24 protein-coding genes and 1 pseudogene are annotated in these 23,959 nt (G+C 34.8%); 7 read left to right on the top strand and 18 right to left on the bottom strand.

Annotated features, from left to right (window positions below; translation table 11 throughout):
- Window positions 1-2: 2 nt before the first annotated feature.
- The 3 genes from ACTF54_RS11885 to ACTF54_RS11875 form a co-directional block, all read right to left on the bottom strand.
- On the bottom strand, window positions 3-620 hold the full coding sequence (locus tag ACTF54_RS11885; protein ID WP_347196633.1) for a nitroreductase family protein: 618 nt from the start codon (window positions 618-620) through the stop codon (window positions 3-5).
- Between the two features lie 141 nt (window positions 621-761).
- Window positions 762-1,010 (bottom strand): acyl carrier protein, encoded by a 249-nt coding sequence (locus tag ACTF54_RS11880; protein ID WP_438969429.1) that lies wholly within the window; start codon window positions 1,008-1,010, stop codon window positions 762-764.
- 127 nt (window positions 1,011-1,137) lie between these two features.
- Window positions 1,138-2,433 carry a beta-ketoacyl-[acyl-carrier-protein] synthase family protein gene (locus tag ACTF54_RS11875; protein ID WP_347196634.1) on the bottom strand — a complete coding sequence of 432 codons (1,296 nt, stop codon included), beginning with the start codon at window positions 2,431-2,433 and terminating at the stop codon, window positions 1,138-1,140.
- A 173-nt stretch (window positions 2,434-2,606) separates the two neighbouring features.
- On the opposite strand from ACTF54_RS11875, the gene ACTF54_RS11870 reads away from it, so the two are divergent.
- Window positions 2,607-3,872, top strand: coding sequence for a POTRA domain-containing protein (locus ACTF54_RS11870; RefSeq protein ID WP_438969428.1), 1,266 nt, complete (start codon window positions 2,607-2,609; stop codon window positions 3,870-3,872).
- A gap of 42 nt (window positions 3,873-3,914) precedes the next feature.
- Window positions 3,915-4,718, top strand: a complete 804-nt coding sequence (locus tag ACTF54_RS11865) for a DUF547 domain-containing protein (RefSeq protein WP_438969427.1) — start codon at window positions 3,915-3,917, stop codon at window positions 4,716-4,718.
- 98 nt (window positions 4,719-4,816) lie between these two features.
- On the opposite strand, the gene ACTF54_RS11860 is transcribed toward ACTF54_RS11865, so the two are convergent.
- From ACTF54_RS11860 to ACTF54_RS11830, 7 genes are all read right to left on the bottom strand, one after another.
- Window positions 4,817-5,257 (bottom strand): 3-hydroxyacyl-ACP dehydratase FabZ family protein, encoded by a 441-nt coding sequence (locus tag ACTF54_RS11860; RefSeq protein ID WP_438969426.1) that lies wholly within the window; start codon window positions 5,255-5,257, stop codon window positions 4,817-4,819.
- Window positions 5,258-5,270: 13 nt separating this feature from the next.
- Complete coding sequence (locus ACTF54_RS11855) at window positions 5,271-5,927, bottom strand: DUF6985 domain-containing protein (protein WP_438969425.1); 657 nt, start codon at window positions 5,925-5,927, stop codon at window positions 5,271-5,273.
- A 44-nt stretch (window positions 5,928-5,971) separates the two neighbouring features.
- A complete protein-coding gene (locus ACTF54_RS11850) occupies window positions 5,972-6,754 on the bottom strand; it encodes an SDR family oxidoreductase (protein WP_438969424.1) in 783 nt (260 codons plus the stop codon).
- The gene (locus tag ACTF54_RS11845) at window positions 6,748-7,800 is read right to left on the bottom strand and encodes a type III polyketide synthase (RefSeq protein ID WP_347196639.1); all 1,053 of its coding nucleotides are present in this window, start codon (window positions 7,798-7,800) and stop codon (window positions 6,748-6,750) included. Before ACTF54_RS11845 ends, ACTF54_RS11850 begins: the two co-directional genes overlap by 7 nt.
- A complete protein-coding gene (locus tag ACTF54_RS11840; protein ID WP_347196640.1) occupies window positions 7,784-8,518 on the bottom strand; it encodes a methyltransferase domain-containing protein in 735 nt (244 codons plus the stop codon). Before ACTF54_RS11840 ends, ACTF54_RS11845 begins: the two co-directional genes overlap by 17 nt.
- Complete coding sequence (locus tag ACTF54_RS11835) at window positions 8,502-9,611, bottom strand: NAD(P)/FAD-dependent oxidoreductase (protein WP_438969423.1); 1,110 nt, start codon at window positions 9,609-9,611, stop codon at window positions 8,502-8,504. The genes ACTF54_RS11840 and ACTF54_RS11835 overlap by 17 nt, the downstream gene beginning before the upstream one ends.
- A gap of 307 nt (window positions 9,612-9,918) precedes the next feature.
- Window positions 9,919-11,919 (bottom strand): alpha-ketoacid dehydrogenase subunit alpha/beta, encoded by a 2,001-nt coding sequence (locus ACTF54_RS11830; RefSeq protein ID WP_438969422.1) that lies wholly within the window; start codon window positions 11,917-11,919, stop codon window positions 9,919-9,921.
- Window positions 11,920-12,024: 105 nt separating this feature from the next.
- Between ACTF54_RS11830 and ACTF54_RS11825 the strand changes: the two genes are divergently transcribed.
- Together ACTF54_RS11825 and ACTF54_RS11820 are read left to right on the top strand one after the other, a co-directional pair.
- Window positions 12,025-12,783 (top strand): phosphatase PAP2 family protein, encoded by a 759-nt coding sequence (locus ACTF54_RS11825; RefSeq protein ID WP_438969421.1) that lies wholly within the window; start codon window positions 12,025-12,027, stop codon window positions 12,781-12,783.
- A 25-nt stretch (window positions 12,784-12,808) separates the two neighbouring features.
- Window positions 12,809-13,759 (top strand): isopenicillin N synthase family dioxygenase, encoded by a 951-nt coding sequence (locus ACTF54_RS11820; RefSeq protein ID WP_347196644.1) that lies wholly within the window; start codon window positions 12,809-12,811, stop codon window positions 13,757-13,759.
- A gap of 164 nt (window positions 13,760-13,923) precedes the next feature.
- Here the strand turns inward: ACTF54_RS11820 and ACTF54_RS11815 are convergent.
- Together ACTF54_RS11815 and ACTF54_RS11810 are read right to left on the bottom strand one after the other, a co-directional pair.
- Window positions 13,924-14,661, bottom strand: a pseudogene (locus ACTF54_RS11815) (transposase).
- A gap of 152 nt (window positions 14,662-14,813) precedes the next feature.
- Entirely contained in the window at window positions 14,814-15,539 is a 726-nt protein-coding gene (locus ACTF54_RS11810) for a peptidylprolyl isomerase (RefSeq protein WP_347197454.1), read from the bottom strand.
- Between the two features lie 11 nt (window positions 15,540-15,550).
- On the opposite strand from ACTF54_RS11810, the gene ACTF54_RS11805 reads away from it, so the two are divergent.
- Both ACTF54_RS11805 and ACTF54_RS11800 read left to right on the top strand, forming a co-directional pair.
- Window positions 15,551-16,180 carry an NUDIX hydrolase gene (locus ACTF54_RS11805; RefSeq protein WP_438969420.1) on the top strand — a complete coding sequence of 210 codons (630 nt, stop codon included), beginning with the start codon at window positions 15,551-15,553 and terminating at the stop codon, window positions 16,178-16,180.
- A gap of 149 nt (window positions 16,181-16,329) precedes the next feature.
- Entirely contained in the window at window positions 16,330-17,133 is an 804-nt protein-coding gene (locus ACTF54_RS11800) for a lysophospholipid acyltransferase family protein (protein ID WP_347197452.1), read from the top strand.
- A gap of 48 nt (window positions 17,134-17,181) precedes the next feature.
- Here ACTF54_RS11800 and ACTF54_RS11795 read toward each other — a convergent pair whose 3' ends face one another.
- The 4 genes from ACTF54_RS11795 to ACTF54_RS11780 form a co-directional block, all read right to left on the bottom strand.
- Window positions 17,182-18,816, bottom strand: a complete 1,635-nt coding sequence (locus tag ACTF54_RS11795; RefSeq protein WP_438969419.1) for an ABC-F family ATP-binding cassette domain-containing protein — start codon at window positions 18,814-18,816, stop codon at window positions 17,182-17,184.
- Window positions 18,817-18,906: 90 nt separating this feature from the next.
- A complete protein-coding gene (locus ACTF54_RS11790) occupies window positions 18,907-20,076 on the bottom strand; it encodes a THUMP-like domain-containing protein (protein ID WP_438969418.1) in 1,170 nt (389 codons plus the stop codon).
- Window positions 20,077-21,177, bottom strand: a complete 1,101-nt coding sequence (locus ACTF54_RS11785; protein WP_438969417.1) for an AI-2E family transporter — start codon at window positions 21,175-21,177, stop codon at window positions 20,077-20,079.
- A gap of 3 nt (window positions 21,178-21,180) precedes the next feature.
- A complete protein-coding gene (locus ACTF54_RS11780; protein ID WP_438969416.1) occupies window positions 21,181-21,822 on the bottom strand; it encodes a DUF4159 domain-containing protein in 642 nt (213 codons plus the stop codon).
- A gap of 129 nt (window positions 21,823-21,951) precedes the next feature.
- Between ACTF54_RS11780 and ACTF54_RS11775 the strand changes: the two genes are divergently transcribed.
- On the top strand, window positions 21,952-22,152 hold the full coding sequence (locus tag ACTF54_RS11775; protein WP_347196946.1) for a hypothetical protein: 201 nt from the start codon (window positions 21,952-21,954) through the stop codon (window positions 22,150-22,152).
- 48 nt (window positions 22,153-22,200) lie between these two features.
- On the opposite strand, the gene ACTF54_RS11770 is transcribed toward ACTF54_RS11775, so the two are convergent.
- Together ACTF54_RS11770 and tsaD are read right to left on the bottom strand one after the other, a co-directional pair.
- Complete coding sequence (locus tag ACTF54_RS11770; RefSeq protein ID WP_347196947.1) at window positions 22,201-22,917, bottom strand: 16S rRNA (uracil(1498)-N(3))-methyltransferase; 717 nt, start codon at window positions 22,915-22,917, stop codon at window positions 22,201-22,203.
- Complete coding sequence (gene tsaD / locus ACTF54_RS11765) at window positions 22,917-23,933, bottom strand: tRNA (adenosine(37)-N6)-threonylcarbamoyltransferase complex transferase subunit TsaD (RefSeq protein WP_347196948.1); 1,017 nt, start codon at window positions 23,931-23,933, stop codon at window positions 22,917-22,919. Before tsaD ends, ACTF54_RS11770 begins: the two co-directional genes overlap by 1 nt.
- Between the last annotated feature and the right edge of the window lie 26 nt (window positions 23,934-23,959).

The raw sequence follows: 23,959 nt of genomic DNA, 5'->3' as shown, positions 1-23,959 counted from the left end.
AATTACTCTACATCTCCAGTGGCTCGATAATCACCATTAAAGACAAAATCATTCTGTTTCTTACGGCTGCGTTCACCTGTTTCTGCGTCTTGTAGATCTTTAGGAACATCACTTAAATCACCGCCATAATAACCCAGTGCTATAGCTGTAGCAACATGAAAGGTTTCTGGAAATTTAAATTCTTTTCTAGCTCTTTCATAATCTAATCCAGCCATTTGATGCATCGCAATTCCCATACTTTGTGCTTGTATGGCCATATTAGCTGCAAACTGACCTAAATCATGAGGTGCATGATAATTGTCATCACCTTTAGGCGTTTTTGTGTCAATCACACCTAACAAAAGTACTGGTGCATTTTTTGCCCAATTTTGATTGAACTCTACAAGAACATTTAATATGCGTTCGTATGTTTCACTTCCTTTGATACCCCAAACCATATTCCAAGGTTGTAAATTATTAGAACTAGGTGCCCATCTTCCCGCTTCAAAAAGAATTTGCAACTCATTTTGTGAAATTGGTTGATCAGAAAAAGTACGCGGACTCCATCTATTTTTTATGAGGTCATGGATTTCATGATCTATAGGCGTTTCTTTTAATAAATTGGTTTTGTTTGCCTTCATTTATGGTTTTTGTTTAAAGATAATAGGAAACAAAGCTTTTGCGATCAAGCTTTACAAAGGTTTAACCATTACTCATTTTATAACAAAATGATTATCATGATTCTTATTCTCCATTTTAGCGCTTAAGAATGTTTTTTAAGATCAAGCAGTCTTTTCAGATACGATTTTAATAGCATCGCTTACTGTTTGCATTTCTTCCATATCCTTTTCATTTAAAGTAATATCAAAGGTATCTTCTACATCTAGTGCTATATCCACTAAATGTGCGCTATTGATTCCTAAATCTTGCATCAAATGGCTGTCCAGCCTTACCGCGTCTTCCTTCACATCTTGTGGTAAGTAGACTTTTACTATTTTAAAAAGCTCTTGTTGTATTTCGTTTTCTTGCATATTTATATCTTCAATGGATGATAAAAATACCATCAAAAAATGAATTAACACTAGAGAAAAGGATGAGTTTAAGAATTAATAACAGTTAGTTATATAAAGATTTTGTCTTCAGTAGTTGGTTGCTTGACTATGTTTCCAATCTGTCAAACTTCTTAAGAATTACACAGGCATTTACATCTCCAAAACCAAAACTGGCCTTTGCAAGCACATTAATTTTCATATTCTTTGTTTGTAAAGGCAAAGCAGCAGCATCTACTAAATCAGATATATCGCCATGTAAATCAGTAATATTACTGTTACCATAGACCCTTTGTTCTTTCAACTGCAACACGGCTCCTACTAGTTCTACACTGCCAGCAGCGGCAAGACAATGACCTATTAATGATTTAAAAGTGTTTATAGTTGGGAAATTAGATTCTTTGCGATCTAAAGCTTCGGTCCAGTTCTTTATTTCAAAAGCATCTTTTGAAGTTGCTGTAAGATGGCCGTTTATTGCGTCGATATCTTTAGATTCAATTTGAGCATCTTTCATGGCTAATTGAATACAATCTTGAACCGCTTTACCGTTAGGAGCTGTCATCGATCCGTCACCACGATGACCACCAGAATTTACTGAGCCACCTAACACCTCGCCATAGATCTTTGCTCCTCTTTTTTGTGCACTTTCTAGATTTTCAAGAATAAAAGCTCCTGCACCAGATCCAGGTACAAAACCTGCAGCATCATTTGATAGTGGACGGCTGGCATTTTGTGGATCTTCATTATACCTAGTTGGTAAAATGCGCATGGCATCAAATCCACCCCAAATGTAAGGTCCAGAATCACTGGTAGATCCTACTAGCATTTGAGTCGCTTTTCCTGCCGCGATACGTTCATAACCCATCAAAAAAGCTTCTGTTCCTGTGCAGCAAGCACTAGAATTACTGGTTACCATATTTCCACAACCCAATTCTCCAGCTAGCCAGGCGCTTATACCGCTAGTCATGGTTTGAATAACGCTGGTACTTCCCAGCCTGCGCACTCTTCCATCGTCTATAAGGTGAATGGCCTCTCTAAATTTTTCTCCACCACTTTGTCCAGTTCCAAAAATAATTCCTATTTCAGAGAGTGCTTCTTCCTTTGGAGCAATTTTTAAACCTGCATCTGCAAAGGCTTCTTTAGCAGCGATGACGCCATAAACCAGGCCGCTGGCTTTTAAACCTCTCAATTGTAATGCAGTAAAGTTTTCTAAAAGTAATTCTTCGGTTATTTGTGGCGTTCCAGAGACTTGACAACCGAAGTTTAATTCAGCTAGTTGAGGATCAAATCGTATTCCAGAGGTTTGTTCTTGTAACGCTTTCGCGAAAGCGGAAACACCAACAGCGTTAGGAGCTACAACGCCCATTCCTGTAATTACAACTCTATTCTTTGAGGTATTTATCATAGCAACATTAAACTAAAAAATCTCTAATAAAACATGTAATTTAATTAAAAAGATACTGATCAAAACTTAAGTATCACATAAACTTTATACTTCTGTGATGATAAATACGTTTTATTACAACGTTTCACGATTTAAACACACTAGTTTTACGGTCTTAAAGTAATTAAGTTTTTATGAGTAAATCGCTTCTTCTTATAATGGTATTATTTATAACAAACAGTTTGCTTGCGCAAAATATCATTATTAAAAACATTCAATTTGAAGGGCTTAAAAGAACTAAAGAATCCTTTTTAAGACGATTAGTAAAAGTAAAGCCACTCAGTGCGTATAATATAGAACAAATAGAAACCGATGTTGAACGTCTCAATCGTTTACCTGGTATTGCAAAAGCCGTTTATCAACTCGATAAAACAAATCCTGCAGCATATATTCTTACCTACGAAGTAGTAGAAAATTTCACAATTATTCCAGGAGTAAGAGTATCGCAGGCAAATGATGATAGTTTTGCCTTTAGATTATCGGTATTTGAATTTAATTTTTTAGGTCAAAATCAAATTATAGGTGGTTTTTATGGTCGTAATGTGTTTGATTCATTTGGTGGTTATTGGGAAGCTCCTTACCTATTTTCAAATAAGTTAGGTATAGGCGTTAACTATATTAAAAATGTAACCAGAGAGCCAATATTTTTCCCTGATGATAACACCGTGAATTACAAACTAGATAACTTATCCACCGAGATTTATGCTTTATATGAGTTGGATTTTCATAATAACTTCCAGTTGGGAATTAAGTACGTAGATCAAGAGTACTCTTTTATTGATGGACTCGCGACAACTGATGTTCCCGATAAATTGAGTGCACAAAAATGGAGCATTCTAACAGAATATGAGAACAATCATCTGGTTGTAGATTACCAATACGTTTATGGTTATAGGAACTTCACAAATGTGGAATTGATAACTGGTGGAGAAGGATTGCTAGATGATGAATTGATCGCACAAACCGATTTTCAATATTTCAAAAAGATAGGTAACAAGGGTAATTGGGCTAGTAGACTGAAATTATCTTATGCCACTTTTAATGATTCTAGGTTTGCGCCTTTTGCTCTAGACAATCAACTGAACATAAGAGGCGCAGGAAATAGTGCAGGACGTGGAACTGCAGAAATCACCTTGAACACCGAATACCGTCATACGTTGTATGAAAAAGATTGGTTTGTTTTGCAAAGCAATACATTTCTAGACACAGGAACGCGAAGAAATCCTACAGGAGATTTAAATGATCTTGTGAGCAATTCTACTTTAAAAGTTAACCCAGGTTTGGGAATACGATTTATTCATAAACGTATCTTTAATGCAGTCATACGTTTTGATTACGGATTTGGAATAGGCAATAACGCAACCAACGGATTTGTTTTTGGGATAGGTCAATATTTTTAACAGATAAAATAACAAAGTCAATAAATATTTAAAACAACACTAATGAAAACGTTCCTTATTATTACTTCATTATGGTTTCTTTTTTCTTGCAACACTGCAAGGGAAAGTAGAGATGAAACAGTTTATACCGCAGAATTTGTTCAAATAAATAATAACAAGATGAAGGCTTTTAACACTCTGCAAGCTTATCAAGAAGATGATAAGGAAGTAGACCACGAATTATTTGATCAAGTATTGAAAAATTATGTGTCTACAGATGGTCGTGTTAACTATGCTGGATTAAAAAAGAATCCGACCAACTTAAGAAGTTATATCAAAACACTGGAAGCTGCAAAACCTAATAAATCATGGAGTCGCAATGCTTTACTGGCCTATTACATGAATGCTTATAACGCGATGACGTTAGATCTAATCATTAGCAATTACCCTACAGAAAGTATTAAAGACATCAAAAACCCATGGGAACAGAAAAACTGGAGTATTAATGGGACACTTATTAGTCTTGAAGAAATAGAACATGATATTTTAAGAAAAATGAACGAGCCTCGTATTCATTTTGGTATTAATTGCGCTTCTTTTTCTTGTCCGCAATTACCTAATGAAGCCTTTACTGCTCAAAAAGTAGATCAGCAACTTGAAAAACTAGCGGTACAATTTGTAAACGATTCCAAAAGAAACAAAATAACCACCGATCGTGTGGAAGTTTCTAAAATTTTTAGATGGTTCAGCGAAGACTTTACTAAAGATGGTGATCTTACTGATTTTCTAAATAAGTATAGCACCTTGAAAATCAATAAAGATGCTAAAATAAAATATATGGATTATAATTGGGAATTGAATGAGTAAGTTTAATAGTAAAAAATTGGGATGAGTCTCGTGTCTATAAATAATTATGGATAGGATTTTAAGCGATTCCGCTATGCAAGCGGAATGACGATTTATAATCACTCACTCAACATCATTCCACTCATCCAGCCTTCAGCTATCTTTTTCTCGTGTTCATCCATCATTTGAACGACTACTTTTAATTTACCGAATCTAAAGTATTCTTTCTTAGCACTTACAATTACCGTTGTTTCTGGTAAAACTGTATTTAAAAAATTGATATGATTCTCGGTAAATACAAATTGCGGCTTTCCTTCTTTATCACTCATTAAATAGCTACCTAAACAGGCCAAACCTATTTGCGCCATGCACTCGATAAGTATAACACCTGGTGTAACAGGTTGATTTATGAAATGATGTTTATAGAAATATTCGCTTTCGCGAAAACGATAAATGCCTATCACGCTTTCTTCATCTAATTCTAGCAATTGATCCACAAATTTGAATCCATCGCCATATGGAAGATTAGCTACTATTTTTTCAAGAGGGCTGAGAAGCATTTTTAATTTGAGATTAGTTATTAATTTTTAAGATTTTGATGCATATTCTTCTCCACCAATTATTATTCTGAATAGGTCTAGAGGAAACTTCGACTGCTTTAGAGAACTCATTTATGTTATTTGATTTAATCAATAACTTATCCTGACTATCATCTTTGTCATAAGCATCAGCTTCTGTTAAATGACCATCCTGATCGCTTACTCTAACTAGGAATTCTCCTCTTCTAAATATAAATTGAAGTCCGTGTTCTTGCTCCCATTCACATTCGCAGGCCATATTTATGTAAATATCTTTATCTCGTCTGTGCCTCCGAGAAACATAAATATCAGTTGGATAGATAAAATTCCAAATATCTGCTTTCGTTTTTATTTTCCACAAAGGCTCATCAGCCTTATCATAAGGAACTACACTTAAAAACTTCATACAATTTTCATAAGCCAATTCGCTCAATTCTAAACGATCTACAGATTTTTTATTTAGGAATAACTTTAAGGCTTTGTCACTTTCTGTTATAAAATTTACATCATCATCTGGATTGAAATCAACAAATGTGATTGTCATACTTTTATTTTCTAAAAAAGGGATAGATATAGGATCACTAATCCACCAGTCTTCGAACTGATTATCCTGTGTTAGAATACCAACTGTTTCACTTGTGATCTTTTTCATAAAAATAAAATCATTTCAAATTCAAGTTCGAATTCAAGTTCAAATTACTGCAAACTCTCACCACCATCCACTTTAATAACAGATCCAGTGATCCAGCTAGCCTCTTCCCTAGTCATTAAATATACCACATTTGCTACACGTTCTGGAGTGGTTAATTCTCCATTCGGATTTCTCTTCAAACTTTCTTCTTTCAATTCTTCATACATAGGAATCATGCTTAAACTTAAAGTGTCTGTAACACCAGCCTGAATACAGTTAGAAGTTATGTGATGTAGAGCAAACTCTATAGCGATGCTTCTATTCATAGCTTCTAAAGTTGCTTTTGCCGCGCTGACGGCAGCGTAAGATTTCATAGGTCGCGTGCTTCCTTCACTGGTAAAACTTAGGATTTTTGCAGGTTTTGCAAATAAATGAGCTTCAAATAACGCTTTTGTCCAGCTGTACAGACTTATTCCCATAGAATGAATTGTTTGCTGGAAATCGTTTGCTGAAAGTGTGCTGTCACCTGTCATAGGTTTTAAATTCCCTTTTGAAATACTATGCAGTAATAAACTTAGCTTTTGATCCTTAAGGAAAGTCTTTAATTTTTCAAGATTTTCGTCTAGCTTATCCTCTCTAGTAGCATCACTATTTACAGTTAATAATTGAATTCCAAACGACCTTATGATATCAAATCTAGTTTCAATTTCTGTAGCTTGCATTCTTGAAGCTCTATAAAAGATAATAAGGTTCATTCCGTTTTCAGCCAATTTTAATGCACTAGCATAACCTAAGCCACTACTACCACCTAGAATTAATGCATACTTATTTTCAAAGTCTTTTACCATTCCAATAGTATTCTTTGAGCGGTAAATCCTGGCCCAAAACTTAACATCAAACCTTTGGAGCCTTTGTTAAGCTCACGACTCATAAATCGCTCTAAAACAAATAGAACTGTTGCGCTACTCATGTTTCCATAAATACGCAACACCTCTTTAGTATCAGCTATATTTTTACCCAATTTATGAAACAACTCTTCCACCGTCTGGACGATTTTTTTCCCACCAGGATGAAAAACAAGGTGATCAATATCTTCAATAGTCAATCCATTCTTTGCTAAAAATGGATGAATAATCGCTGGAAAATGACTGGCAATGGTTTCAGGAACTGTTTTATCCAGCACCATTTGTAATCCGCTATTTACGAGATCAAATCCCATCATATGTGTCGCATCAGGAAAGTGGTAAAACTCGTGTGATTTGATTTTAGGTCCACTATCTTCTTCACAGGAAGAAAGTAATACACAAGCACAACCATCTCCAAATATTGCTGCACTCACCATATTTGCCATGGAGAAATCGTCTAATTGAAAAGTTGCTGTAGGCGCTTCAATAGCAATGACAGCTGCTTTTTTATTAGGATTTGCTTTTAAAAAATTCTCTGCATAGATCAATCCAGAAATTCCAGCAACACAACCCATTTCTGTAACAGGTAAACGTACAATATCCTGACGCATCTTCATAGAGTTGATCAAGTACGCATCAATGGACGGAATCATGATACCGGTGCAACTTACGGTGATGATATAATCTAGATCTTGCGCATTCCACAAGGCTTTATCAAGAGCTTTTTCAACTGCTTTTTGAGCTAGTGGCACCACTTCTCTTTTGTAAATCTCATTGCGATCTTGAAAAGAAGTTCTGGTAAACACTTCTACAGGATCCATAATAGAATACCGCTTGTCAACGCCAGCACCTTCAAAAATTTTGATGGTTTTACGTCTCAATCGATCGTCCTGACCTGATAGCCATTCTTCTACAAATGGTAAAATATCTTTAGTCTCTTTATAATACTGTGGCGTTACTGTCGCTACACTTTTAATTTTTACACTCATCTATTGGAATTATCCATATAAAACGGAACGACCACTTCCATGTCCATCGGTCATTTGTAATGCCTATTGCTGTAGCATATTTTTTAAAATCGCTCACCTTAAAACCTGATGCGATACTGATCAGTCCATCGTGTTTTGAAATATCATGTTTTATAAAAATAGGACTTAAATATTTAAAAAAAAGAAAAGCCAATCGATGCCTGTGCAAATCATTAATTATAATACTTTTTGTTGTGATCTCTCTAAATTTAGTCAGAAATTCAACAATCCCTTCATTACTAAAATGATGCATGGTTAGAGAGCTTATCAAAATATCACACTTAAGATCTTCTGAATTGATTTTTAGAATATCGCTTTCGCGAAAGCGTAATCGTGACAATCCATCACTCTTTAAACGCGCTTTTGCTATAGAACGTGCAGCAAAGTCCAATCCTAAAAAGCTTAGCTTTTCATTTTTTAAATGTTTTTCTAAATATCTAAGCATCTCTCCATCTCCACAACCAGCGTCTACTATGGTAAGCTTTTGATCAGGATATTTTGCAATTTCCTTTTTAACAGCATCTAACATAAATTTAAAGCCACCTAAAAGCTTATTGACTATATTAATATCATCTACTGCGTTTTGAAGAGTTCCTTCATCAAGCGCAGGATCATCCATCCATTCTGGATCTGTGTTGCGCACATCAGAAACGTATTTTATTTTAGATAGGTTTCCCATGTGTACTTTTTATGATCGTTGATAAGAGAAATGGAAACCTACGTAGAAACCATAAACCGAGTTTTGTATAAGTGCGATTAAGTAGAATTCCTTGCAGTAAACGCCCCATTTTTAAACGCTTTTGGAATGTTTTATCCCATGTTATAGCATACTTTTCTAGCGCTTGTTCTCTACTGATGTGACCTTCTAGAAATGGTTGTAGTTCTTCATAGGCAATTTTTGCACTATGAATAGCCATCGCCATGCCATTACCGCATAAAGGATGTATCAGTCCTGCAGTATCACCCATCATGATGATATTATTTTCTACAGGATCTTTCTTCTCAAAAGAAATTTGAGAAATGGTAATAGGTTGATCCCAAACTGGTGTAGCCTGTTTGAAGAAAGCCTTTAAAAATTCATTTTTTGAAAGGATCTCTTTATTGAAATCGTCTACATTTTTATGTCGTTTGAAAGATTCATAACTAGCAAGATAACAAAGATTCACATGTCCATCCTCTACTTTGGAAACACCGGCATAGCCACCATCAAAATTATGAAGCTCGACTAGATTAGTTTCCATATCAAATTTATAGTGCATTTTTACGGCTAGCCATGGAGATTTTTGTTGAATGAAATTGCGATCTAATTTTTTATCTAATAAGGATCTTTTTCCAGTTGCCATTAGAAATAGTCTACAGCTTAATTCTTGTGTAATTGTTTTTACTTCAAAAGAATCATCTTTAAAATTAGCATCGATAACTTTATCTTGTAAAAATGTCGCTTTTTCTATAGCTTTTTGATAAAGTAAATGATCCAGATGATATCTAGAGATTCCTTTGCCACCTTGAGGCAGTTCACATTTGATTTGTTTATCTCTAGAAGCAGTAAATTTTAGGCTTTCTAAATTCATAGTTGTTTCTAGATCCAGATCAATACCCAACTCCTTTAAAAAACCAGTAACTTCATTACTTAAATACTCACCACACATCTTATGTCGCGGATAAGTGTCTGGATCAATAAGCAAAACTTTATTCTTTCTAGAAAACAAAATTGCCGCTGTCAGACCTGAAAGTCCACCACCGGCAATGATTATATCGTATTGTTTCTCCACTATTCAAAGATAATGGCTAGAAGTAAATCTATACTTCTTTTGAATCTTTATCTCTAACTTTTTTTTCTGAATAGCTTTCAGAATTAGATAAATAAATAGTAACGATGAAAAAAGAATTAATAGAGTTACAGCAGTAGGCATTAATGTACCACCTTCAGGATTGGGACCAAAAAAACTAAAAAAGTAAAAATAATAGTCAATGCGCAAAGTACATAACGGAAGTTATCCGCTTCATCCATAAATTTCATATTCTTAATATTTAGTTAACTCAGAATTTCTCAACAATAGAATTAAAATCTACTTCATTTTAATATTCTAGTAATTTTTTCACTTTTTCTTTTAAAGTTGGAATAGGTAAGTAATTATTTTCTAGGCCTTTCTCAAAAGGAATAGGTGTATCTATACTACCCAAACGCATCACTGGTGCGTCTAAAAACTCAAAACATTCTTCACTAATAAACGCGGCAATATCACTGATAACACTACCAGTAAGACTATCTTCTGTAAGTAATAAAACCTTACCAGTTTTCTGTACAGATCGTATAATTGTCTCTTTATCTAAAGGAACTAATGTTCTTAAATCTATCAATTCTATATGGACATCCATTTCTTCCATTAATTGCTTCATCCAGTGCACACCTGCGCCAAATGTGATAACAGTAGCATCATTTCCTTCAGAATACGTGACAGCTTTTCCTAATTCAATGTTGTAATATCCCTTAGGAACATCGTCATAACTGGAGCGGTACAATGCCTTATGCTCAAAGAAAAGTACCGGATTAGGGTCCTCAATAGATGCTATAAGCAATCCCTTTGCATCTGCAGGAGATGAAGGATAGACTATTTTAAGACCTGGAACGGTATAAAACCAGGCTTCGTTTGTTTGTGAATGAAACGGTCCTGCGCCTACTCCTGCACCACAAGGCATTCTAATAACCACATCTGCTTTTTGATTCCAGCGGTAATAAGATTTTGCCAGATAATTCACTATAGGATTAAAACCACTACTTACAAAGTCTGCAAACTGCATTTCTACCACAGCTTTCATTCCTGCAATGCTCAATCCCATTCCTGCTTCTACAATCGCACTTTCACATATAGGCGTATTTCTAACGCGATCACGACCGTATTTTTCTACAAAACCTTCGGTAATTTTAAAAACACCACCATATTCTGCCACATCTTGTCCCATAATTACAAGATCTTCAAACGCGTCCATAGCTTCTTCTAACCCATCTTTTATAGCGTCTATAACACGTATATTTTGTGTGCTGGTTTCAGGCTCTACTTGATGATGATTATGTGGTGCAAAGACATCTGCCAGTTCCTGTTCTGGTGTGGATTGCGGTAACGCTTTCGCGAAAGCGAGATCTAAACCATCATTGATATCCTGTTTATAATCTGTATTCCATTGCTCTACATCTTCATTAGAAATGATTTTTTCATCTAACAAATACTGCTCAAAGCGTGTTAATGGATCACGCTCTTCCCAATATTCCATCAACTCATCTGGAACATATTTTGTACCGCTAGCCTCTTCATGACCGCGTCTTCTAAAGGTCTTAAATTCTATCAATACCGGATGCGGATTCTCGCGCATGTCGTTTAAAATGGAAGAAATCTTTGTGTACACTTCTACGATATTATTACCATCAATGATATGCGATTCTATACCATAACCTAGCGCTCTATCTGCAAGATGTTCACAGTTGTATTGCTCACTAGTAGGCGTACTTAAACCATATCCATTATTTTCTATACAAAATAACACTGGTAAACTCCATACACTAGCCACATTAAGCGCCTCGTGAAAATCACCTTCACTAGTTCCTCCTTCACCGGTAAAAACAGCTGTCGCTTTTCCTGTATTCTTTAATTTCTGAGCTAATGCAATACCATCTGCAACACCTAATTGTGGTCCCAAATGTGATATCATACCGACGATGTGGTATTCTTGGGTACCAAAGTGAAAACTACGGTCTCGACCTTTTGTAAAACCATCTGCTTTACCTTGCCATTGCGCAAATAACTTCCATAAAGGTATTTCTCTGGTTGTAAAAACGCCTAAATTTCTATGCATCGGTAGGATGTACTCTTCTTTTTGCATCGCAGCGGTCACACCTATAGCGATTGCTTCCTGACCTATACCAGAGAACCATTTTGAAATGCGACCTTGACGCAGTAGAATAAGCATCTTTTCCTCTATCAATCGAGGTAAAAGCATTTTTTTGTATAAATCTATTAATACCTCTTTATCAAGGTTATTTTTATATAATTTTTTGAAATCTGTGGGCTGTGTATCTATCATGTTCTTAATACTGTATTCCAAATGTAAGATAATCTAGGTTCTTATTAATGGATTGCCCGCAGATACTCGTATTCATTTAGTAACTTTGTTGTCTTAATGATATACATGAAGCGATTGATTTTGTTTTGTATTCTTTTTACTGTTCTTCATGCTAATGGACAAAAAAAGAAAGCCGATTCTCTTCCTTTTCAAAAGGATGTAAAGTTTTCCTATTCATCATTGATCCTACCAGCAGGATTAATCACCTATGGTATACTGGGAATAAAAAACGATCCTATAAGAAAGTGGGATCGCAACATAAGAACACAATTGCAGCCAGATGGAGTGAAAACTGGTATAGATGACTATACCGTTCTTGCACCTATTCTTACTACGTTTGGATTAGAATTTGCTGGTATAGAAGGTAGAAACAACTTAGTAGATAAAAGCATTATTATAGGAACTTCTGCCCTTTTTATGTATTCTACCGTACGATTGATCAAGAATAATACTTCTGTAAGAAGACCTAGCGGTAGATCTGTAAGTAGTTTTCCTTCTGGTCATACGGCGTTATCTTTTATGGCAGCAGAGTTCTTACATCAAGAATATGGTCATGTATCACCATGGTATAGTATTGCTGGATATAGTGTTGCTACTGCGACCGGATTTTTACGTATCTATAATGATAAGCACTGGTTTAGTGATGTACTGGCCGGCGCTGGAATAGGAATTTTATCCACAAAAATAGCTTACTGGCTGCATCCTTTCTTAAAGAATGTTATCTTTAAAAATAAAACAGAAAAACAAGTATCTCAAGTACAGTGGCATATAGCACCTCTTTACTCTGGTAACGAGTTGTTACTGACCACTTCATTGAAATTTTAAATACAACCTATTAATACTTATTCATATGACTAATATTCCAAGCGTAGATCTAGCCGACTTTTTGAGCGATGATCCTAAGAGAAAAGAAAAATTTATTAGCGAGATAGGCGCTGCTTATGAAGACATAGGCTTTGTAGCCTTAAAAAACCACTTTCTATCTGACGACCTGGTTGAAAAACTATATGCACAAGTAGAAAAATTCTTCCAGCTTCCTAAAGAAACAAAATTAGGATATGAAAGAGAAGATCTAGGTGGACAGCGTGGATATGTATCCTTTGGGAAAGAACACGCCAAAGGTAAAAAAGAAGGTGATTTAAAAGAGTTTTGGCATTTTGGTCAAGAAGTAGCGCCAGATGTTACTATAGAAGACGATTATCCAGATAACGTCATTGTTAAAGAGTTACCAGGGTTTAACGCTACTGGAATGGAAGCTTATAGAATGCTAGAGAAAACAGGTATTTACGTTTTAAGAGCTTTATCCTTACATATAGGAATGGAAGAGCATTACTTTGACTACTGGGCAAGTAACGGTAATTCTATTTTAAGACCTATTCACTATCCACCTATTACTAGCGAGCCAGATAACGCTGTTAGAGCTGGTGCACATGGCGATATCAATTTAATTACTTTATTAATGGGTGCCAGTGCACCTGGATTACAAGTTCAAAACCGTGCTGGAGAATGGATTGATGCCATAGCAAAAGAAGATGAGCTGGTTATAAACGTAGGAGATATGTTGCAACGTCATACCAACAATAAATTGCGATCTACTATTCATAGAGTGGTAAATCCACCTAGAGATTTATGGCACACCAGCCGCTACTCTATACCATTTTTCTTACACCCACGTAGTGATATGAAACTGGACTGTTTAAAAGAGTGTATAGATGAAAATAATCCTAAACAATATGAAGACATTACCGCTGGAGAATTTTTACATCAACGTCTTGTAGAGATAGGATTAATCAAAAAGTAATTTTTAATTAGTGTCTAGTCCTAAATAACCGATACAGATACGTAAAGCATTAAAATTATTATTTAAATCTCAATGAAGCTAGCTTCATTGAGATTTTTTTGGACACTATCCCCTAAACAGTGTAAGTTAAAACAGCTTGGGTTTGACTTTAAATGAGTTTATAATTAGCCCCTTTCTTTATAAATGGTTAGCAACTGATAGAGTACAATACTCGAGTTTTTGATGGGCATAGACCATTTTTTAGTCGCTTCCCTTACTGCCCATTATATAGATTTCATAACGGCATCATCTGTTGGAAAGGATAATTTGTTTTTGGTGTATTTTCTGATTTCTAAAGGGAACTCAAAGAAAACGGTAAGGTCTTTCCAGTTGTCATAGCATCTTTTGACAGCGTAAGAGTACTTGTCTTCCCATTTATCTGCAAAGTCTTTTAGAGCAGCTTTTGCGGCTTGTTTTGTAGGCGCGTTATAAATCTGCTTCATATCTCAGTAAAAAGCTTTCATATTAGTAAGCACATTCACTTTTACCATTCCTACAAAACCCTACAGCTGTGTAAACGATTTTATGAATCACTTTAGAGTTGCACCTTAAAGACAATACAATAGCTTTCATACCAACTAGATATACCGGCTCCAAAGGTCTCTTCTGCTAGGCAACAAATATGGGGTTAAATGAGGCATCACGATCTCTGGAAACTTTAATCTCTGACTCACCAAAGATAGTCCTCACCTTTTTAGTGCCGTATCCTTTACGTTTATTGTAAGTTGGACTTTTTTTCATGTGTTTAAATAGTCTAAGTGAGCATCAAGCTAGCCTTTTAGCATTTTTTCAATACCTCGCTTTTGAAGTTGCTTTAAGAAATCAGTGAGTTCATCTCCCGTTTTGAACTGTTTAAAAAAAATCGTCCTTGAATAAACCTTATTGGTTCATATCTGTGTGAAATTTAAAATAAAAAAGGCTTGGGTCATCACCTAAGCCTTTTTTAACTACTTATACAGTTAATGAGATACTACCATTTTTTTTGTTTCTCACTTCTTCTTGTTTAAAAAGGTAATTATTTAATCACTTCAATCTCAATAAATATATCTTCTTTAGGCCAGTCACTGTCATCGGTAGGCACTTTTGCTATTTGATCTGCTACTTCAATTCCTTTTGTTACTCTACCAAAAATAGTATGCTCGTTATCTAAATGTGGTGACCTACTAAGAGTAATAAAAAAATCAAACGGATTGTGCCAGTTATCTGGATTATTTACCCATTGTTTTGCACTACTTAAAGTACCTCGTTCATGAACTACACCTGGTAAAAAATGAGGTTGGAGCTTATAATTTCCAGCACTAGTTCTTTTCATGGCTGGTAATGCTTCATCGCTATCGCCGGCTTGCACGACAAAATCTTCTACTACTCTATGAATATAAGTCCCATTAAAGTAATTGTTTTTAACTAGGTAAATAAAACTTGATCGATAAATAGGTGTTTCCTCAAATAGCTCCATTTCTATACTTCCATAACTGGTTTTTAAACGTACTCTAGTTTCTGGATTTTCTTTTCCATATCTAGTAAAAAACTTTTGAACACTATCTTGAGGTATATATGCAAGCAAAGTATCACCACTAGCAGATATTTGTTTCTTGTACGTTTTTTCAAGAATACGTTCTTCTTTAGTGAATCGTTTTACCGTATCCTGTACTTCTTGATGAGAGCTATTTTGAACTTGTGGAGTATCTTTACAAGAGATACAACATATCACAAGAATTAAAATCAGATAAAGTGACTTCATTTAAGGAATTTTTGAATCAGCTGTCAAAGCTAAAGAATTTACCACTTCCAGGGCTAGAATCACAGCTTAAAATGGCAGCTGTAGAACGTCTTGAAGAAATGCAAGCGGTCGCTCTTGAAAATAAATTACCTAAAGAAGCGTCTGTAATGATGTTAATTTATCCTAAAAATGATATTCCTCATTTTGTACTAATAGAGCGCACACAATCTAAAGGTAAACACAGCGGTCAGATCGCATTTCCTGGTGGCAGAAAAGAAAAAACAGATATTGATAATAGCGTGACAGCGCTAAGAGAAACTGAAGAAGAAATTGGTATTCTTATGGAAGATCAAGAACTGGTCATGCCTCTAACGTCAATTTATATTCCGCCTAGTAACTATATGGTTTATCCTTATCTCGCTTTCGCGAAAGCAGAATTACAGTTCACACCTCAACCTAGTGAAGTGAAGTCTATCATAGAAATAGAAGTGTCTGAATTATTAAAAGATAAAAATGTAAGTCGCACGACGCTATCTACTAGTTATATGCAGGAAGTAAGTGTGCCTTGTTTCTATTTTGGAGAAATCATGGTTTGGGGCGCAACTGCCATGATGTTACAAGAAATCAAAGATGTTTTAAAGAAAGTTGAGTTTAAAACTTGATAAGCAGTATTTTATGATGTCTTTAATCAGATAGCTAAAATAAAGCCTGTCGTTTTTAAAATAAGGACCGACAACAGACTCAATGGATAGCCAGATGTTACGTCTCGTATGATTATATTTGCCATTACGCTAAAAAATTAAAAATCTATATGGGATTGTTTAAAAAAAATCCTTTCGGTCATATTTTATTTCTCAAAAAATGGCTCATACGCATTGCAGGAGTTCTGTCACATCGTCGTTATAGAGGCTTTAATGAGATGGAAATTGAAGGTAGCGACATTATTAGAAACTTACCAGAAACTGGTGTTTTATTTGTGTCTAACCATCAAACCTACTTTGCAGATGTAGTGAGTATGTTTCATGTATTTAATGCCTCTTTAAAGGGTCGTGATGATAGCATTAAAAACGTAGGCTACTTATGGAAGCCAAAACTCAATATTTATTACGTTGCAGCAAAAGAAACGATGCAAAGTGGTTTGCTTCCTAAGATATTTGCCTATGCAGGAGCGATCACAGTAGAAAGAACCTGGCGTGCTAAAGGTGAAGAAGTAAATCGCGCTGTAAATCCAGACGATACTAAAAATATAGGAATAGCACTAGAAGATGGTTGGGTAATCACCTTCCCACAAGGAACTACAAAACCATTTAAACCCATTAGAAAAGGAACTGCTCATATCATAAAACAATACAAGCCTATTGTAGTACCTATCGTAATAGACGGTTTTAGAAGGAGTTTTGATAAGAAAGGATTGCGTATTAAAAAGCGTAATATCTTACAATCTATGGTCATAAAAGAACCTCTTGATATCGATTATGAAAATGATAGCGTAGAGAAAATCGTAGAACAGTTAGAATTTGCTATTGAACAGCACCAATCTTTCCTAAAGGTAATTCCTCTAGAAGAAATTGAGGCTCATGAAGAGTTGAATAAGAAACGTCAATGGGATTATTAGATGTAATTGTAGTTATGCTTTCGCGAAAGCAGAACACACTTCTTACTTTTAATTCAAATTAATATCTGCTATACTTTTGATTCTGTTTCTTTCTAGAAAGACATCGATGGTTTCAAAGTGCTCGATAACACGTTGTTCTTTAAATTCAAATACTTTTTCTGAGAGACCTTGAAGGAAATCGCGATCGTGAGAAACCAAAATTAGGGTACCATCATAAGTAGAAAGTGCTTCTTTTAAAACATCTTTTGATTTTAAATCTAGATGGTTAGTAGGTTCATCAAGAATCAGTAAGTTGACTGGCTCTAAAAGTAATTTTACCATAGCTAGTCGTGTTTTTTCTCCTCCAGAAAGAACGCCTACTTTCTTCTCTAGATCATCACCACTAAACATAAAACGACCTAGAATGTTTTTCATTTGTGTGCGTATATCGCCTTCTGCAACCTCATCTACGGTTTGAAAAATAGTCAAGTCTTTATCTAATAAAGCTGCCTGGTTTTGAGCAAAGTATCCCACTTTTACGTTATGTCCTAATTGACACGTACCATTTACTTCTATCTCACCTAGAATAGCTTTTATCATAGTAGATTTTCCTTCTCCATTGCGACCTACAAAAGATACTTTCTCACCTCTTGCGATAGACATATTTGCATCTTTAAAAACTACATGATCATCATAAGACTTTGAAACCTCTTTTACTGTTACTGGATAATCACCAGATCGTGGCGATGGAGGAAAACGTAATTTTAAGGCACTCGTATCAACCTCATCAATCTCAATAATCTGTAACTTTTCTAGCATGCGTTCACGAGAAGAAACTTGATTAGTCTTTGAATAAGTTCCTTTAAAACGTTCTATAAACGCCATGTTATCTGCAATGAACTTTTGTTGTTCTTGATAAGCTTTGATTTGATGTGCTCTCCTATCTTTACGTAACTCTAAATAATGTGAATAGGTAGCTTTATAATCAAAAATACGCCCCATAGAAACCTCTACCGTACGGTTGGTAATATTATCGATAAATGCTCTGTCGTGCGAGATGACCATTACCGCATTTGCTTTATTCACTAAGAAATCTTCTAACCATATAACAGATTCTATATCGATGTGGTTAGTAGGCTCATCAAGAAGTATCAAATCTGGCTTTTGTAATAATATTTTTGCTAATTCAATGCGCATGCGCCATCCACCACTAAACTCTGTGGTTTGTCTTGTAAAATCTTCTTGTTTAAAACCTAATCCTTTGAGTGCTTTTTCAACCTCTGCATCATAATTAACATCTTCTAAAGCATAGAACTTCTCTCCTAATTCCGTTACTTTTTCTATGATTTTCATATACTCGTCACTCTCATAATCTGTTCTTACAGTAAGCTCATTATTAAGGTGATCCATTTCTTCTTTCATAGAAAAGACCTGTTTGAATGCTTTTGCTGCTTCTTCAAATACGGTACAATCGTCTTCTGTAAGTAAATGCTGCGGTAAGTATGCAATGACCATATCTTTAGGAGCGCGCACATGACCGCGAGTAGCCGTTTGTTCTCCTGCAATGATCTTCATCATAGTAGATTTTCCAGCACCGTTTTTACCCATCAATGCTATTTTATCGGTTGGGTTGATGACAAAGGAAACATCACTGAATAAGGTGGTTCCACTAAATTCTACGGCAAGATTATCTACTGTGATCATGGTGTATTTTTAAAAGCTGCAAAAGTAAGAGAAAAGTAAGTGAGTAAAGATTTTTTGTGTATTTGAGAATGCAATAAAAAATATGGATGTCTATAATTTACTAGCCTCAATAACAATAGCACCTAATTCTTCAGAACTGGTGAAGAATAAATAATTAGTTTCATGTTCTTTAAACTGGTACTTTTTACGTAAAGTGGCTACAGATTCTTTGTTATTGCGAGTAACGATTCCTCTAGCAGTTTTAGCATAAAGCCTTTTCAACTTTTTAGGTTTATTTTCAATTGTATTCCTAATTTCAAATACACGTCCTGGAAAATCGATCAATTGGTCTGATGTAAATAAATGTGCGTCTTGATCTAATTTACGCAACGGATATTGATCGAGTAAGGCATCAAATTGTTGCGATTTCATTATTGCAGCATTAGGTTCGTACAGATATTTTTGGGGTTTTGAAAAATCAAAAACTCCCGATGAAGAAAACATTGTTTTAAAAACAGGTTGTTCTGTTTCCAGATTTACAGAAATTACATCTACCTGTTTCACCTCTTTCCTGCTTAAAATCCACAGTAATTCTTTTACATCATTTTTAACAGCAACTATATGCACAGACTCTACGTATTGCAATTGGTTTATCCCTGCTGTAATATCTAACATAGGTGAAGTTTTGATCATCACATTTCTACCTTTGTTTAATAGCAAGTCCAGATTATCAATGACGTTAGGTTCATAATCTTTTAAGAGTACGGCTTTGCTATGCGAGTCTGTTTTACGGCTAGGATCAACATAGACGAGATCATAAACTTCTTTTGATTGTTTTAAAAATTCAATTCCATCTGCTTGAAATGATTTTGTTGAAATTCCTTGAACTAGAAAAGAACGTTGTGCATACGGTTGTAAAGAACTAGAAAATTCTACATGTGTTGTTGTGGTGCACGCTTTCGCGAAAGCGGAAACGTCAATACCAAATCCACCAGTAATATCTATCATCGTATCTATATCTAATAACTGAGATTTATAGATAGCTGTAACTTCTGAACTGGTCTGTTCTAAATTAACCTTGGGTGGATATATGATATTTTGATACTTAAAAAGCCAAGGGAATTTATTTTTTGCCTTCTGTAAACCTACTAATTGTTGTGTCAACTCTAGGTTTGAAACCTCATTATATGGATGTTTTTTAAGCATGAAATCTGCTGCATTTTCATGCAAACAACCTCTTAAATATTCATTTATCTCAGCGTTGACTACTTTAAGATTCATCTATAAGTTTTGAGTCAGCTTTTTGACAATCTTGTACTCGCTTAAAAATTCTTTAGAAATCACCTTAATCGCAGTGTAAGTAGGAACTGCAAGAACTAGTCCTAAAATACCGAAAACTATACCTGCTATAAGAATGATAATAAAAATCTCTAAAGGATGTGATTTTACACTTTTACCAAAGATCAATGGCTGGTTTGCAAAATTATCGATGGTTTGAACAATCCCATAGCCTATAAAAACAATGATCAACTCTGGTAATATAACATCTGAAAAATCAGAACCTAAATGATCACTTATCACAAATGCCGACATTAAAACATAACCTATAGCCGGACCTAAATAGGGCACTAAATTTAACAAAGCACAGAAAAAAGCTATAATGATTGCATTCTCAACACCTACTATAAAAAGAATGATGCTGTACAGTACAAATAAAATCGTAACCTGTAATACCAGTCCTATAAAATATCTAGAAAGCAATTGTTTAATTTTTGTAAAAGCCCTTAAGAACTGACCTTCTGTACCTTTTTTTGAAAAAACCAATATACCTTCAAGTAAAAGGCGACTATCTTTAAGTAAGAAAAAAGCAATAAATAATATAGAAAATAAACCTATGGCAAAACTACCCAATGTTCCAAAGAAACCGTTGACAAACTGCGGTATCAAGTCCATGTTGAAATCTTGGTAATAATCAGTTTTTTGAAGACGCTCTAATATATTGACCCTTTCTATTCCAAAGTAATCGCTTATTTGTTCATTAAGAACCTCGATATTTGCTTCTAGTTCTATGAGGTCTATTTGGCTTAAATTATCACTTTGTTCAGTAATGACAGGTATAATTAGTAATATCGCTCCTACTATTACTGCAAATTGTAACAAAAGAGTGATGATAACTGCAAGTGTATTGTGAAATCTTAATTTATCACGTAGGAATATCACAATAGGTCTTCCTATTAATGAAAGAACCGCTGCTATGCCTATGTAAGCTAATACCGATTGTATCTCCCATAAAAAACATATTAATACAAAGACACCAAAGATAATTCCCAATGCTCTTAAAAGACCATATGCTATGGATTTTGAATGAATAGCTTTACTCATATCTTAATTGATAAATACATATTTTATAATATTTGCTCCCATATCTAGTGCTTTTTTACGCACTTCTGGTGGATCATTGTGAACCTCTGGGCTTTCCCATCCATCACCTAGGTCGCTTTCAAAAGTAAACAATAAAACCAGTCTTCCTTCATGAAACAACCCCTTAGCTTGTGGTCGTTGCCCTTCATGTTCATGTATTTTTGGTAGCCCTTTAGGAAACTTTGTATAGATATTAAAAATAGGGTGTGTAGCAGGTAATTCAATCAATTCTTTTTGAGGAAATAATTTAATCAATTCCTTATTCAAATAAGGTTCCATACCATAGTTATCATCAATATGAAGAAAACCACCACTTAAGAGATAGTTCCTAAGGTTTTCAATATCAGCATCATTAAAAACAACATTTCCATGTCCTGTCATATGAATGAATGGATACTGGAAAATATCTATACTGCTTACCTCAACAGTTGCTACATCTGTATCTAATTGTGTACCGATAGTATCGTTACAATAGGTAATTAAATTAGGTAGTGCTGTTGGATTAGAATACCAGTCTCCACCACCATTATATTTTAAAACGGCCAGCTGTTGAGCAAATAAATTGCTCACAAAAAACAAGGTGATTAAAAAAAATATTTTTTTCATAATGGCAAAATACAAACTTATATTACTTTAACGGTGACAGTTTTTTAAAACCTAAATAATTAAAGTAATATAATAGTTATTACAACGTTAAATTTTTATATTTGAAGCTATATATTATCCCCTTATTATATGAAAATCACAGCAAAACAAAAAATAGGCATCCCTATATTGAGCCTATTACTAGCTTTTACTATGCTAGCCTTACAACATCATGAGAATCATTCACAATCTTCCGATCTGGAAAATAAAGAAAGTTCTGTTCATGAATTAAGTTCTTTAAAACAAAATTCACTAGACCCAAACCAAAAGACTGAAGCAAATTATAACTAGTTTTATTTAATAGTAAGTGGTGTAGTTTCCAAAAAGACTAGTACTGTTTTACTGTACTACTTTATCCATAAAACTGTTGTAAATAGCTGCGGTATAAACCCCAGCGGTCTCTGTGCGCAATCTTTTTTCACCCAATGTTACTGGTTGGAATCCTTGTTTAATGGCCATGTCAATCTCTAGAGATGATAGATCACCTTCCGGACCTATAATTACGGTAAAGTCTTCTTTACTGTTGATTTGGTTTACGAGACTCTTTTTATCAGTCTCTTCACAATGTGCAATACATTTTACACCTTTTATATGGGATGAAATGAAATCTGAAAATGAAGTCAGATCCTCTATTTTTGGAAGATAAAATTGATTGCTTTGCTGCATCGCACTTATCAAAATCTTCTTGAAGCGTTCTGTATTTATTTTTTTTCTCTCGCTATGATCGCATAATAAAGGAGTAATTTTTGAAACACCAATTTCAGTAGCTTTTTCTAGAAACCACTCCATACGATCATTCATCTTTGTAGGCGCTATAGCTATATGTAGTTGCTGTTTTTGTGGCGTATACGCTTTCGCGAAAGCGATATCAATACCACATTTATTACTAGTTACTAAACTTATTGTGCCAAGATATAAATTACCTCTTCCATCTGTAATATGAACCTGATCTCCGACTTTTTTGCGCAACACTTTAGTCATGTGTCGAGATTGTTCTTTATCTAATAAAAGGTAATCTGTGTCTGGGAATATGTTTTCAAAATAGAATAATTGCATTACATCTGGATTCTAGGTGAGGCAGTGACATCCATGCCTGCATTATAACCTTCTAAATATTTAAAATACGCTGAAATACCAATCATTGCGGCATTATCTGTTGTGTATTCAAAAGGAGGAATAAAGGTATTCCATCCTATATTTTCATAAGATTTCAATTGTTCTCTTATACCAGAATTTGCGCTAACGCCACCGCCTATTGCGACAGTTTTAATTCCCGTTTGCTTTACGGCTTTTTCTACTTTTTGAAATAGAATTTTAATCAACGTATATTGAATACTGGCACAAATGTCAACTAGATTTTCATTTATGAAATTAGGATTCTTTTTCACTTCTCTTTGAATAAAATAAAGAACAGCCGTTTTAAAACCACTAAAACTATAATTTAAACCTGGAGCTTTAGGAACCGGAAAAGGAAACTTTTTAGGATCACCTTGTTTTGCGAGTTGATCGATTTGAGGTCCAGCAGGATAACCTAATCCTAACATTTTCCCACTTTTATCAAATGCCTCTCCTATAGCGTCATCTTGAGTGGTACCTATTACTTCCATTTCATGATAATCGGTAACCTTTACTATTTGAGTATGTCCACCACTTATGGTCACCGCAAGAAATGGAAATTGCGGTCGCTCAAGACCTATATCGATAAAGTGCGCTAAAATATGTCCATGCATATGATGCACGTCTATCAAAGGAATATCAAGAGATAATGCGAGTGATTTTGCAAAACTAGAACCTACCAATAAACTGCCCATAAGTCCAGGTCCTCGAGTAAATGCAATGGCTGTTAAATCTTTTTTAGTAATTCCTGCTTTTTTTAAAGCTTGATCTACAACTGGAACAATGTGCGATTGATGCGCTCTTGAAGCTAGTTCTGGCACTACACCACCGTATTGTGTATGTATTTCCTGACCAGCAACTACATTAGATAAAACTTGATCATTTTTGAGAATTGCACAAGCAGTATCATCACATGAAGATTCAATTGCAAGAATAAGAGAAATTTTTGCGTCCATTTAGGCGTTAAGGCATAAAAATTGGT

It is taken from the genome of Nonlabens sp. (assembly GCF_965657255.1).
GTDB lineage: Bacteria > Bacteroidota > Bacteroidia > Flavobacteriales > Flavobacteriaceae > Nonlabens.
This window is presented reverse-complemented; position numbering and strand designations above follow the sequence as displayed.

Bases quoted from the DNA above. Each gene is read 5' to 3' on its own strand.
- ACTF54_RS11865 (WP_438969427.1), top strand. From the start codon at position 3,915: ATGAAAACGTTCCTTATTATTACTTCATTATGGTTTCTTTTTTCTTGC.
- ACTF54_RS11780 (WP_438969416.1), bottom strand. From the start codon at position 21,822: ATGAAAAAAATATTTTTTTTAATCACCTTGTTTTTTGTGAGCAATTTA.
- ACTF54_RS11885 (WP_347196633.1), bottom strand. From the start codon at position 620: ATGAAGGCAAACAAAACCAATTTATTAAAAGAAACGCCTATAGATCAT.
- ACTF54_RS11840 (WP_347196640.1), bottom strand. From the start codon at position 8,518: ATGGGAAACCTATCTAAAATAAAATACGTTTCTGATGTGCGCAACACA.
- ACTF54_RS11830 (WP_438969422.1), bottom strand. From the start codon at position 11,919: ATGATAGATACACAGCCCACAGATTTCAAAAAATTATATAAAAATAAC.
- ACTF54_RS11775 (WP_347196946.1), top strand. From the start codon at position 21,952: ATGAAAATCACAGCAAAACAAAAAATAGGCATCCCTATATTGAGCCTA.
- ACTF54_RS11790 (WP_438969418.1), bottom strand. From the start codon at position 20,076: ATGAATCTTAAAGTAGTCAACGCTGAGATAAATGAATATTTAAGAGGT.
- ACTF54_RS11825 (WP_438969421.1), top strand. From the start codon at position 12,025: ATGAAGCGATTGATTTTGTTTTGTATTCTTTTTACTGTTCTTCATGCT.
- ACTF54_RS11880 (WP_438969429.1), bottom strand. From the start codon at position 1,010: ATGCAAGAAAACGAAATACAACAAGAGCTTTTTAAAATAGTAAAAGTC.
- ACTF54_RS11855 (WP_438969425.1), bottom strand. From the start codon at position 5,927: ATGAAAAAGATCACAAGTGAAACAGTTGGTATTCTAACACAGGATAAT.
- tsaD (WP_347196948.1), bottom strand. From the start codon at position 23,933: ATGGACGCAAAAATTTCTCTTATTCTTGCAATTGAATCTTCATGTGAT.
- ACTF54_RS11800 (WP_347197452.1), top strand. From the start codon at position 16,330: ATGGGATTGTTTAAAAAAAATCCTTTCGGTCATATTTTATTTCTCAAA.
- ACTF54_RS11785 (WP_438969417.1), bottom strand. From the start codon at position 21,177: ATGAGTAAAGCTATTCATTCAAAATCCATAGCATATGGTCTTTTAAGA.
- ACTF54_RS11845 (WP_347196639.1), bottom strand. From the start codon at position 7,800: ATGAGTGTAAAAATTAAAAGTGTAGCGACAGTAACGCCACAGTATTAT.
- ACTF54_RS11875 (WP_347196634.1), bottom strand. From the start codon at position 2,433: ATGATAAATACCTCAAAGAATAGAGTTGTAATTACAGGAATGGGCGTT.
- ACTF54_RS11870 (WP_438969428.1), top strand. From the start codon at position 2,607: ATGAGTAAATCGCTTCTTCTTATAATGGTATTATTTATAACAAACAGT.
- ACTF54_RS11810 (WP_347197454.1), bottom strand. From the start codon at position 15,539: ATGAAGTCACTTTATCTGATTTTAATTCTTGTGATATGTTGTATCTCT.
- ACTF54_RS11850 (WP_438969424.1), bottom strand. From the start codon at position 6,754: ATGGTAAAAGACTTTGAAAATAAGTATGCATTAATTCTAGGTGGTAGT.
- ACTF54_RS11770 (WP_347196947.1), bottom strand. From the start codon at position 22,917: ATGCAATTATTCTATTTTGAAAACATATTCCCAGACACAGATTACCTT.
- ACTF54_RS11820 (WP_347196644.1), top strand. From the start codon at position 12,809: ATGACTAATATTCCAAGCGTAGATCTAGCCGACTTTTTGAGCGATGAT.
- ACTF54_RS11860 (WP_438969426.1), bottom strand. From the start codon at position 5,257: ATGCTTCTCAGCCCTCTTGAAAAAATAGTAGCTAATCTTCCATATGGC.
- ACTF54_RS11795 (WP_438969419.1), bottom strand. From the start codon at position 18,816: ATGATCACAGTAGATAATCTTGCCGTAGAATTTAGTGGAACCACCTTA.